Origin of the sequence: Geomicrobium sediminis (assembly GCF_016908595.1) — a bacterium.
GTDB classification, from domain to species: Bacteria; Bacillota; Bacilli; order Bacillales; family Marinococcaceae; genus Geomicrobium_A; species Geomicrobium_A sediminis.
In genome coordinates this window covers 69428-81774 of record NZ_JAFBEC010000006.1, presented here as the reverse complement: position 1 = coordinate 81774, position 12347 = coordinate 69428, and the positions used below count along the sequence as shown (strand labels likewise).

At 41.8% G+C, this 12347-nt stretch carries 12 protein-coding genes; 3 read left to right on the top strand and 9 right to left on the bottom strand.

Annotated features, from left to right (window positions below; genetic code table 11):
• Positions 1–63: 63 nt before the first annotated feature.
• On the bottom strand, positions 64–1257 hold the full coding sequence (locus tag JOD17_RS10935) for a diaminopropionate ammonia-lyase (RefSeq protein ID WP_204697727.1): 1194 nt from the start codon (positions 1255–1257) through the stop codon (positions 64–66).
• Between the two features lie 76 nt (positions 1258–1333).
• Complete coding sequence (locus tag JOD17_RS10930; protein ID WP_204697725.1) at positions 1334–1900, bottom strand: DUF4256 domain-containing protein; 567 nt, start codon at positions 1898–1900, stop codon at positions 1334–1336.
• Between the two features lie 180 nt (positions 1901–2080).
• Here JOD17_RS10930 and JOD17_RS10925 point away from each other — a divergent pair, with 180 nt between their 5' ends.
• Complete coding sequence (locus JOD17_RS10925) at positions 2081–2632, top strand: bifunctional transcriptional activator/DNA repair enzyme AdaA (protein WP_204697723.1); 552 nt, start codon at positions 2081–2083, stop codon at positions 2630–2632.
• Positions 2633–2646: 14 nt separating this feature from the next.
• Positions 2647–3183, top strand: a complete 537-nt coding sequence (locus JOD17_RS10920; RefSeq protein WP_239575441.1) for a methylated-DNA--[protein]-cysteine S-methyltransferase — start codon at positions 2647–2649, stop codon at positions 3181–3183.
• A gap of 4 nt (positions 3184–3187) precedes the next feature.
• Here the strand turns inward: JOD17_RS10920 and rarD are convergent, their stop codons facing one another.
• Together rarD and JOD17_RS10910 are read right to left on the bottom strand one after the other, a co-directional pair.
• Positions 3188–4117, bottom strand: coding sequence for an EamA family transporter RarD (gene rarD / locus JOD17_RS10915; protein WP_204697721.1), 930 nt, complete (start codon positions 4115–4117; stop codon positions 3188–3190).
• Positions 4110–4634 (bottom strand): GNAT family N-acetyltransferase, encoded by a 525-nt coding sequence (locus JOD17_RS10910; protein ID WP_204697719.1) that lies wholly within the window; start codon positions 4632–4634, stop codon positions 4110–4112. Before JOD17_RS10910 ends, rarD begins: the two co-directional genes overlap by 8 nt.
• A gap of 139 nt (positions 4635–4773) precedes the next feature.
• On the opposite strand from JOD17_RS10910, the gene JOD17_RS10905 reads away from it, so the two are divergent.
• The gene (locus JOD17_RS10905) at positions 4774–5682 is read left to right on the top strand and encodes a LysR family transcriptional regulator (protein ID WP_204697717.1); all 909 of its coding nucleotides are present in this window, start codon (positions 4774–4776) and stop codon (positions 5680–5682) included.
• A gap of 69 nt (positions 5683–5751) precedes the next feature.
• Here the strand turns inward: JOD17_RS10905 and JOD17_RS10900 are convergent, their stop codons facing one another.
• The 5 genes from JOD17_RS10900 to JOD17_RS10880 form a co-directional block, all read right to left on the bottom strand.
• Complete coding sequence (locus JOD17_RS10900) at positions 5752–7677, bottom strand: right-handed parallel beta-helix repeat-containing protein (RefSeq protein WP_204697716.1); 1926 nt, start codon at positions 7675–7677, stop codon at positions 5752–5754.
• 157 nt (positions 7678–7834) lie between these two features.
• Positions 7835–9166 carry a serine hydrolase domain-containing protein gene (locus JOD17_RS10895; protein ID WP_204697714.1) on the bottom strand — a complete coding sequence of 444 codons (1332 nt, stop codon included), beginning with the start codon at positions 9164–9166 and terminating at the stop codon, positions 7835–7837.
• A 14-nt stretch (positions 9167–9180) separates the two neighbouring features.
• Positions 9181–10260 carry an AI-2E family transporter gene (locus JOD17_RS10890; RefSeq protein WP_204697712.1) on the bottom strand — a complete coding sequence of 360 codons (1080 nt, stop codon included), beginning with the start codon at positions 10258–10260 and terminating at the stop codon, positions 9181–9183.
• A gap of 205 nt (positions 10261–10465) precedes the next feature.
• Complete coding sequence (locus JOD17_RS10885) at positions 10466–11281, bottom strand: SDR family oxidoreductase (protein WP_204697710.1); 816 nt, start codon at positions 11279–11281, stop codon at positions 10466–10468.
• Positions 11282–11379: 98 nt separating this feature from the next.
• A complete protein-coding gene (locus JOD17_RS10880) occupies positions 11380–12219 on the bottom strand; it encodes an AraC family transcriptional regulator (RefSeq protein ID WP_204697708.1) in 840 nt (279 codons plus the stop codon).
• Between the last annotated feature and the right edge of the window lie 128 nt (positions 12220–12347).

Here is a 12347-nt window from a genome sequence, read left to right as displayed (position 1 = left end):
TCTACCCTTTCCTTCATTAATCGTAAGCATCCACCATACAATCACGACGCTTACGTTGGTCGGTTATGAATGTTTCCCTTCCCAAACGACTTCGCGATACGTTTGAACATCCGTGTCACCTTCCGTATTAATGAGCAGTACCCGTGAAGTTTCATTAAGACCCATTTGATCTTTGAACGATTCCAACTCTTTGTTGTGCAGAAGTCGATAAACTAACCCTAACGTCACTGCGCCTGATTCTCCTGACGTAATTCGTTCATCCTCTTTAATCGGATTAGCGTACATTCTCATCCCGAGCGCCGCCACATCGTCTGTACACGAAAAGGCACCTTCTGCAAGCTCTTGAAGCAATTCAAACGCAATTGTGCTCGGCTCACCACACGCGAGTCCTGCCATAATCGTTTCCATATCACCATCTACGATAGTTCGCTCGCTTTGATTCTTAAACGATAAATAATAGCAATGCGCTTGATCCGGTTCAACGAGTATAACTTTCGGTGACTGTTCACCATAAGCATGATACAAAAATGTAGCAATCGCAGCAGCAAACGATCCGACACCAGCTTGTAAAAACACGTGAGTTGGAGGGTTCTGGCCACTTCGTGCCAATTCTTCAACGATTTCATATGCAATCGTCGCATAGCCTTGCATAACCCTTAGTGGAATTTCTTCATACCCTTGCCACGCAGTATCTTGTACGAGCGCATAGTTGAACTTCTCTGCAGTATAGGATGCCATTCTTACTGCCTCGTCATAATTAACGTCAGTAATCTCTGCGCTTGCGCCTTCCGCTTGGATCGCTTTTAGTCGCTCCTCCGAGGAGCCTTTGGGCATATAGACGATTGATTTTTGACCGAGTTGACTTGCTGCAAAGGCAACGCCACGCCCGTGATTCCCATCGGTAGCTGTAATAAACGTCAGTGGTTCCTGCTCATTTGCCATCACACGTAGGTCGCTAAATGTGATCTCACTCAAGCTTACATCGAGCGTATTGGCCAACTCTGCGCTGACCGCATACAACCCACCAGTCGCCTTAAATGCATTTAAACGAAAGCGTTTGGACTCATCTTTTACGTGTATTGACTCCACACCTAGTTCTGTTGCGAGTCGTTGCAATGAACAAAGCGGTGTCGGCTTGTGATTAGGAAAACTAGCAAGAAAGTGAGTTACTTCTTCGATCGCTTCTTTCTCAAAATGTTTGCTGAATGAAGATTGTATCTCTCTTTTTTTATGATTTCGTTCATAATGAATACCCATCGGTCTCCCTCCTTTTATTAATATGTAATATATTACTTTATTCGTTATTCGTCAATGACTTGACGAATAACGGCAATTACAACGTAACAATCCCTCTGAATCCTCTTGAACCATAATAAGAAGAAGCACCGTTATGATAAACAAACACTTGACCGTAGCGATAATCGCAGAACAATGCGCCACCGAGTTCACGTACTGAAGACGGCGTTTCAATCCAACTCGACGTCTTCTGATCAAACGGTCCATATTTCTGGAGGTTTCGGTACTCTGATTCAGTTAGCAATGTAACGCCCAACTCCGCCGCTAAATCTTGTGCAGTATTCTCTGGTTGATGCTTCTTACGCGCTTCAAGACCAGCGCGATCAAAACATACACTTCTGCGACCTTTAGGGCTCTCTTTTGAACAATCGATAAAGTGAAGCACTTCTGGTTCCTCTTCAAACGTCACCAAATCAGGTTCGCCTTCAGTTCGTTCCATCTCATGTAAGACGTGGAGTTTTTCAGGTTGTGCTTCTAACTTTGAGACAACTTCTGACCATTGACGTTCAGGATGACGGTGCATGTTTTTTTCAAAGCGACTTTTCAAACGTTCTAAAAGCTGTACTTGTTGTTCTTCAGTTAACTGCTTCATTGACACAATCATTCCTCCTTTTTTCTACTTATCAATATTATCTTCTATTCTTATATATAAGGCTAGTTCACTTTTGGCATAGTATGAGACAAATCCCGTTTTGCATTCTTGCGCTTATAGCCGAGAAAGTAGACCGTACAAAACACATGTACTATGATAATAGTGAACTGAAAGAGTGGGGATGTGGTTGTTTTGGAAAAACGGGTAAGCGATGAGCAATGGCAAGCGATTAACACGTGTGATCAGACGTATGATACGATTTTTTACTACGGGGTAACTTCTACGAAGATTTTCTGCCGGCCATCTTGTCATTCTAGAACGCCACAACGGGAAAACATTCGCATTTTCACAAGTATAGTAACTGCAGAAAGAGGCGGTTTTCGCCCTTGTAAACGTTGTAAACCTGACTTATCCGAACGTCCAGAATCGACCTTGATCAATAAGGTTACTCAACACTTGGACCGTCATTATATGAATTCAATGACGCTTGAACAATTAGGTGAGCAATTTCATGTAAGCCCGTTTCACTTGCAGCGAACCTTTCAAAAACGAGTCGGTCTAAGTCCAAATGAATACATCACGAAACGTCGCTTAGAAGAGGCGTGCCAACTATTAACGAATACCGACCGGCCCGTGAACAGTATTGCTAAGACGGTCGGGATGCCTAACGCAGCACATTTTATTACTCGTTTTCGTGACTATTACGGACTTACCCCGAAACAATACCGAGAAAAGCAAAGGTAAAGGAGCGATCCAAGTTGGAGACTTACACACATCAGATTCACACACCATTCGGACAAGTCACTGTATCAAGTGACGGTCATGCACTTACAGGATTGTGGTTTGACGGACAAAAGTATTACGGCAAGACATTAGGAGATCACACGATTGAAAACCGTAGCTTACCACTGTTTACTCAAGTTGAAGCTTGGTTAAACGACTACTTCTCAGGTCAACAACCGACACTGGATTTCAAAGTTAAACCTGCGGGTACTGAATTTCGTAAAACGGTTTGGAACGAACTTCTTTCCATTCCTTACGGAAATCTCATAACATACGGCGAAATCGCACAACGTTTTTATAAGACTCAAGGCAAAAACATGTCCGCCCAAGCAGTTGGCGGTGCTGTTGGACACAACCCCATATCTATTATTATCCCTTGTCATCGTGTTGTAGGTTCAAATGGTAGTCTCACAGGCTACGCTGGTGGAATTGGCGTCAAAAAGAAGCTGTTACAACTTGAAGACATCGACCTCACTCATTTACACGAACCAACCAAGGGTACAGCACTTTAATGGATCAATTCGACGATTTACGTTTCTTTAACGTCAACGAATAAAGAAGTAACGAACTCCAAATCAAACCGAACGCAATCCACTCCACAACGGCAACAGTACTCTGAAAAACAAAAACACCCATTAAAAATACGATGGTCGGTGTAATGTATTGAAAAAAACCGACCGTTGTTAGCGAAACTGTTTGTACACCTTTTGAAAACCATAACAACGGCAAAACTGTAAGTAAACCCGCCAATACAAGCTTCATAGACACTTGAATCGATGATCCGAACACCAATGAATGTTGTGTATAAAAAAATAAAAGAATTCCTATTGCCACAGGAGTAGCGATCATCGTCTCCACCGCCATCCCAACGACCGCATCGAGCTTGACCTTTTTCTTGGCTAGCCCATATACTCCGGATGTTAATGCCAGCAGCAATGCGATAAAAGGAAAAGTCCCTAGACCATATGTCACTAAGATCACCCCTGTGAATGCCAAAGCGATCGCCGTAACTAAACGTCGATCCACTCGGTCATGAAACACAATCACTCCGATCAAAATACTGACGAGTGGTGTGATATAAAGACCCAGGCTTGCTTCGATTGCCGCACCATTCATCATTGCGTAGATAAAGACAAACCAATTCGTGCTAATCGCTATTGAAGCGACACATAATCGAACAAACTCCCCTTTGTTTGTATGCATTCCCCTAATGAAATGAATCAGTTTCACTCGCTTACTCGGAATCACACATGCAATGGCTATGATGACAACAAAACCCCAAAGAATACGATGCGCCATCACTTCAAATTCATTGACAGGGTGCAACAGATTCCAATAAACTCCGAGCATTCCCCACAATAGATAAGCGGCTAGAACGTATACGTAACCTGACAAAATGGATTGATCTAAGTTTACACACCAACGCCTCGATTGTGATTCACTCACACGCTTCTTGTACCTTTCCTACCTGGGATTGATCTATCATGTATTGATAAAATGCCAAATCAAGCCAGCGCTCAAACTTATAACCAACGTTTTTCATTGTTCCTGTATGTGTAAAGTTGAACTTTTGATGCAATCGAATACTTCCTTTATTTGTTGCATCAATGCCTGCAATGATCGTTTTATAGTTTTCATTTGTTGCATACTCAATAATTGCTTGTAGTAAGTTTGTTGCGACGCCCTTTTGTCGATGATTTACATCCGTGTATATCGAGTGTTCAATGGTGTATTGATACGCTGGCCAGTCGCGAAATGCTCCATACGTCGCAAAGCCAGCAATTTCTCCACTTCGTTCACAAACAAAAATTGGATAACCAGATTCAAGTTTTTGGTTATACCACTTTTCTCTCTCTAAGATCGTCTCCGGTTGATAATTATAAACCGCTGTTGTCTGTAGAATTGCATCGTTATATATCGCTAAAATCTTCTGTAAATCGTCTTTTCTAGCTTTTCGAATCACCTGGAACACTCCTTTACGCTTTTCATCATTTTGCTATATCAAGTGTAACGCCTGCATTTGTCATCGTAAAATTGAAAAAACTCATCACCTGATATAGTATAAAGTTATAACAAACTCCTTCTCACAATAGGTGATCACGTTGACGTTACAACAATGCCGTTATCTTATATCAATTGCAAAATATCAATCACTTAACAAAGCCGCCACTTCGCTTTATGTTACTCAACCTAGTCTTAGTAAAGCGATCCGTAACCTTGAAGAAGAACTATCTATTACGATCTTTGAGCGAACGAATAGAGGCGTTTTATTCACAGAAGAAGGACGAGAACTTCTCTTTCATGCCCAAAAGTTAGTTGCACAAGCAGAATCAATCTTCTACCAATTCACCCAAAAACCAGAGACTAAATTAAAATACGCGATCTCTTCGCAGCACTATAGCTTTGCAATTGCAGCGTTCACTCACTTCATGAACCTGTTTCATCAAGACTACGAACTTTCGCTTCACGAAGGGAAAACGACAGATGTCATTGACGACGTTTACGCGAGTCGCAGTATTCTTGGTGTAATTTCCATTACGGACTTGAACGAACACTTTTTCGCCCGTTACTTTTCGTCCAAATCGTTAACCTTCCAGCAACTCGGAACCGTAAAGCAACATGTTTTCTTGCGTAAAGAACATCCCTTAGCAACACAACCGATCATTCATTTAAAAGACTTGGAACCTTATCCTTACCTCACGTATCAACAAAACGATATGATGCTACATTTTGCTGAAGAAACCTTGAACTTACATAACCGAAAACAACTCATCTATGTAAACGATCGTGGAACGATGAATAACTTACTTGCACACACAAATAGCTTTAACCTTGGCACAGGATGTATTGTAAAAGGGTATATGAATTCAAACATTACGTCTCGCTCTTTACTAGATGGATCTACGATACGTATTGGCTATATTAAGCGCGACGACACTGTCTTCCCAGACGAAATTATTCAGTTTGTAGAGGAGCTTAACAAGTCTTTACACTTTTCTCTTCCTAAATAAACTAAAGCAACTGCCATAGACGCAGTCGCTTTAATCGAGCATTATTTACTATTCATTAAGAAACATTTATTACTCTTTCGCCGGGGCATCACATGGACAACAACGCACCCTAACGCGGTTCGTAATCATTTGTCCTTCGCCAAATGCACCACCCGTTTCCCTGTACCGTGCATAGAGAACGATGTCTCCAACTGTTCCTTGTGGGATGATGCTCACTTGATTGCCGAGCTCATCGAACCAACCGATAAATTCATATCCTTCGACTGGATTAGGATCTTGTAGCACAATCGGGAGGTCCTCAGGTCGATAACTCGTTGGATTCGGGTTGATTGTACTTAATACGCCAACATACGTGATCGTATATTGAAGTGGTGAAGGGTTAAAAACGAGGACAACTTGATTGTTGAGAAGTTGAATCTCCCAATCTTCAAAACCAGTGACAGGTTTCAAGAATGCATTTGCATCGGATTGAGATAACACTGGATACTGTGGTGTAGGAATTGCAACAACAATAGGGCTTCGCTCAGGATCTGGAAAAACGTATTCAGAAGTATCTAGTTGAAACACTGAACCTGCAAACAAAGGGTTAATGATTCGAATCACGTTCTCGGCATCTACAATATAAACACCATTGATATCCGTTGTTAAATCTTCAACATTCATCTCTCCAGCATTAAAGATTCCAGGTGCAATAGGCGCTTCATTAGAGCCAATTGGTCCAAAATCAACGCGATTAATTAACGTTAATGCTCCAAAATTATTAATGGCACCTGCACGTACGCTAGCGTTATTATCAATAATTCTACTGTTTGTAATCATCATGCTACCATTTGTGTTAATTGACACTGCTCCACCGATTACCGCTTCATTACCGTTAATTTCTGCATTTGAAACAGTTGCATTCGCAGTAGAATTAACATAGATTCCTCCAGCTTCATTTCCCGCTATATTTGAATCAATAAGACTGTTTTCCAACTGCAAGATCGCCCCAATGTTCGCATACATTGCCCCTCCATTATTCACTGCTACATTTGCACGAGATGTACACGCTGTAATCGTCGACTGCGTATTTGTATTCATAAACAGGGCTCCTGCATTATTTGATGCAACATTATTCGTAAATGACGTGTTGTCGAGATTCATCGTTGCAGCATTATTAACAAACAGTCCAGCCCCATTTATTGCTTCGTTTCGCTCAAACGAGTTTCTTGATAGTAAAGAGTTGCTATCATTGTTCAAATAAACAGCTCCACCATTGGCTCTGGCAATGTTCTCCGTGAATACGGTATCAACGATTTCTGGTGTTGTACTCGCATTAGCAAAGATCGCTCCCCCGTTACTCGCTACATTCATCATACATTGACAGTTCGAGATGGTCGTTGTTGTATTTATATTGGCAAAAAGCACTCCTCCATTTGTGGATGCTTCATTTTCTATAAACGTAACCGTCGTACAACTTAACGTCGCGGTTTGATTCGTGTAGATCGCTCCACCATTACTACCAGAGAAGCTACCACTAATCGTGGAGTTCGTAATCACTACTCGTTTATTTGTCCCCCCAACATAAATCGCTCCACCGATTCCTACAGCGCTACAATTCGAAATGATGGTGTTATTCATAACAGTTACAGTGCTAGCTCCTCCGACCATTAATGCACCACCACGAAAAGTTGAAGATGAATTTTGCAATGTCACATTGTTGGTATTCAACGTTCCTGCCGAATTAATTAAAGAAGATCCATCTTCTAAACCAATCGTACTACCACCATCAACAATTAAATCTTGTAACAATAACTGACCGTTTGCCGTGATATTAAAGACGTATCCTGAGTAAGTTGTTGAACGTTGAAGTAGCGTCGTTCTTTCAATCCCTTGAATAGCTACAGCATAATTTATCGTAATTTGTCCTTCTATAACAATATCGTTCGTAACAATGATTATAGGTGCATTCATCGCTAAAGCGATTAACAGCTCTTGATAACTAGAAACATTCATCACATGCGCCCTCCTTTTTCTGTGCTGTCTACCTTATAGTTAAATTATGTAGTCGTGGAGGAGCGCTATTGTGTGCATGTCTACTCCTTATGAAAATGTGCTCTTTAGCCAGATTAATTGACTACGCGTACACAAAAAAAGTGACTGCACATTGCAGTCACTTTCTCAAAAACATTCTAAGCCCAACTCTTACGCCCCAAGCGATGCCGTCTTCTGAGAGATAAAACGTTAACGGCTTCCCCGTCTCTTCGATCACTAATGTGGTCGCGTTCTCCGCTCGTAACTTAAGCTTACGACCATCCATTGTTATAGCGAGCCTACCACTCTCTTCCGAAATTTGCACCTCACCGTTTCCTTCTCTAACAAAATAAGCACCTAACAACCGCTTCTTTTCTTTATCTGCCATCGTATACTCATTGTCTTCAACCATTGACTGTTCAAGCGGCAAATCTAACGTTACATTCGCTACCGCTCGCCAAAGATCTTCTGCTGGTGCATCTGAACAATTCAGCAATACGACAATGACCGTATCTTCTTCAGGGATAAACCCGAAGTACGATGAGACACCTGGTTGACTTCCACCATGACCAACAAGTGTTTTTCCTTCATAATTCGAGACAGCTTGTAGGGCATAGCCATATGAAGAAACGTAATTCGCTTCAATCAACGGACGCCACATGCTCTTAAGCACACGTTCACGAATCGGAAACCGAGCACTTCGAAATGACGGGTCTGTATATAAACGACCATAAGCTATTAAATCAATGGCTGTTGAACGAATGCCTCCACCAACTTCATAGTTTCCAAGCTTTGGCCAAGCAACGGCCTCCTGACGATTTTTCTCTTTGTTGTATACATACGGAATCGACACATTTTCTAACCGTTCCAGACGATCTACATCATAGGTTGAGCGCGTAAGACCTAACGGTTTTAGTAGCTTTTCTGTCATGTACGCGCGGTATGACTGACCACTGACCTTCTCAATAATCGCTCCGAGAACCAAAAACGTATCATTGCAATAACTGAAATAGTTTCCCGGCTCAGCAAATGATTCATAATCTCCATTTCGCAAATAATTCAGGTGTTCATTAAAGCCATCTAGTTGAACACAACGTCGCAATGGCGGAACACCCGTCGTATGAGATAGCAGATGGGCAATTGTTACTTTATCGGTATTTCCTCCACGTAAGGAAAACTGGGGCAAATACTGAACAACAGGGTCCTCAATAGATAACTGCTTTTGATCATGCATGTGCATAATTGCTAGAGCTGTAAACGATTTGGTTATTGAAGCGACACCAAAGATTGTATCTTTCGTAACGGGTAGCTTCTGATCAAGATCACGATAACCGAACCCTTGTGAATAGACTAGCTGACTGTTCTTACTTACAGCAATTGAAGCACCTGGAATTGCATAGGCGTGCATTTGTGACTGAATGTAGGCTTCAAGTTCGTTCCACTTCCTACGCTCTTGCAAAGAGCTTGCCATACACATTCCCCTTTTTATTTTACGTCTTTAAAGATTTGCTTTTGGATGTTTTGACGCTTCTCGTAAATGTTAATGACGATCACTTTAAGAACGGCATACGTCGGGATCGCTACAATCATCCCAATAAACCCAGCAATATTTCCTGCAGCTAGTACGAGTGTGATTACAGTTAGTGGATGAACGCTAAGCTTCTTACCCATAATGTTCGGCGTAATGAGGTTGCTCTCAGCTTGCTGTACGGCAAGTGTAATGAGCGACACCCAAATGGTTAACACCGGATCTTGAATGAGCGCAATGACAAACGCAGGGAAGAACGCAAGCCACGGTCCAAGGAACGGAATCATATTTAGTAAAAACGCAAGTAATGCGAGTAACAGTGCGTATTCAAGTCCAATGAGAGAATAACCGGTAAACAGCAAAACAGCGAGTATAAAAGCTGCTAATACTTGACCTTGAACATAGCTTTTCAGCGCAAAGTCAACTTCACTTAAAAGCTTCTTGACCCATTCTCTTCGTTCTCCTTGAAACAAATTATAAAGAGCAGGAGCAAACCTCTCATGATCTTTTAACATAAAGAAGAAGAAAAATGGTACGAGGATCAAGGTTAATGCCGCTGAGACGGCCCCACTTAGAAAGGATACGAGATAGCTAGAACCAACGATAATGATATCTTCAATCGAATCCAAAACCGATCCGAAGGTTTGTTCTAGATCAATAGGAAACGATCCGTCATCATTCAGAAATTGTACGATCATTGCCTCAAACTGTTGGAAAATCATCGGTACATTTTGAACAAACTTATTGGCTTCTTCAATAAGTGGATCGAGAATTAGGCTTGCCATGATGGCGATAAATACCGCAACAATCCCCAAAATTGCTAGAGCACTTGCCCATTTCGGCATATATCGAACGAGACGACGTTGCAAAGGCTCCGTAATGTAAAATAACAAACCGGCTAACAGAACTGGAATCATGATCGTCGTCAAAATAATAATTACTGGTTCGAATAAACCACTGATCTCCATAAAGTTCTTTACGATCAGAATGAGCAATAGCAAGCCAATTCCTAATTGAAACCATACTTTATTTAACATGAATCTTAACCCCTACCTTTATGTATCAACCATCTAAATCAATCATTGATGCCTACTCTATCTTTCACACATCTAATTAAAAAGATCAATAGAACAAAAGCCTTCGTAACGATTTGTTCACGTGTGCAAAATCTAAAATTAAGTATTTACTACATATTATTTCCCGGAAAATAATTCGCATAATAATGTATTCTAGTAGGCAGTTCTAACCTTTAGGTCTCCACCGACCAAACCCACCTTCTGTGTTAATGATTTGCCCGGTAATCCAGCAGGCTTCTCTTGTAAGTAACCAAGCAATTAATCTTGCTGGGTCTTCAGGTTGTCCGTAACGACCAAATGGAAACATCGGTTGCAGTTGCTTCCACGTTGTCTCATCCATATAGCCTGTGTCAACGGGCCCTGGGTTAACCGTATTCACTCGGATTTGTTGATCTGCGAGCTGGTCGGCAATCGTTAACGTACTATCTGCTAGTGCTCCTTTTGCCGATGCATATGCAACCTCTCCTGGCATTGGACCTAGTCGTTGACCTGACGTCATGAACACAATAGACCCTTCACGATCTTTGGGAATTTGATTTGCAAACGCTTGGGCAAGGAGAATAGAAGAGCGCGTATTGACTGCCCAATGGTTATCAAGCATTTCTGCAGTTAGTTCCCCAATAGCGCCGTCAGATCCACTCATGGCATGATTACACACCAAGCCATCAATCTGACCAAATGCATCAACAGCTACGTTCATTACGTGGTCTGGAGTTTCTGCCTTTTGAAAATCACCAGAAACTTCAAGAAAGCGCGCATCATCAATAAGTTCTGACTGAATTCCTTTAAAAACCTCATCCAGCTTGTCACTTCCCCATTCTTGTTCTTCGTCATGAGGTTGATAATGATGGGCAATAATTGATGCCCCGAATGCCGCGCATTTCTTTGCGACAGCATATCCTATTCCTTGACGGCGACTAACCCCAGTAATCAAAATCACATGACCTTTTAACGGATATTGGTCTCTTAACAACTGACTCATCGTTTCACCTCGTCTAGTCAACATTACGTTGATATGAGAAAAAGCGGGGCGCTCCCCGCTTTTCGCTACTTCAATTATAATCAACACGCATCCATCATTCAAAAGCGAACCGTTGCATTTGGTTTAACAGCAACCCAAATTTCAATTTTCTCCTCAATACTTCGAATCATTTCAGGAGCTTCATCCAATTCATACTCAGTCATTGGAACCCACTCAGAATACACCCGTTCCCACGTCTTTAACATCGCTTCAGGCATCGGTCCTTGGGCATGAAAGACTGCCCACGTTTTAGCAGGAATTGTGAAAGACTCAAACTCTCCTGTAGTTTGCTGATCTGTTGCTGTTGCAATCATATACGTAACGTCATTTGATTGTTTCGCGTTAGAGATGTGCAAAATCCCAGGGAATGATGAGTGATCATACGGTTTAAGTTGATCTTCAATCGTCTCAAGTTGTTCCCAAAGCTTCGGCGCAAACTCTCCTCCTTCTCCCATCACAACGTTCTCTTTTTTCCCGACGACCGTAAACGCTTCTTTCTCAACAATCCGATATTCCATTTCAACCGCTCCCTTAATCATAAATTGGAAGGTCATTGGCGGAAAAGCCCTTAATGAAGCATCTGAATAATAAACTTCACTAGGGGTTATACCGTGTAAAGATTGAAACGCCCTTGAAAACGCATCTGGAGAATCATACCCGTACTTCATTGCCACATCGATGACGCGCACATGAGGATGCTTTAAATCAAATGCCGCTAACGTCAAACGTCTTCTGCGAACGTATTCCGCAATCGAAACACCTGTAATAAATGAAAACATTCTCCTGAAATGATGATCGGAAAACTGAGCGATGCTTGCGACCTCTTTGTAATTCACTTTTTGGTCCAAGTTTTTTTCAATATAATCAATGGCATCATTCATTCGTTTTAACACGTCCATCAGATGACCTCCCTTCTACATTAAGAATAACAACCTTAAATGAGCCACTCCCGCTTGAAATCGTTCCGTTTAGTCGGAATGACGCTATCGCAAATTACAACATTGACCTACGACAAAACTAGCGCTCC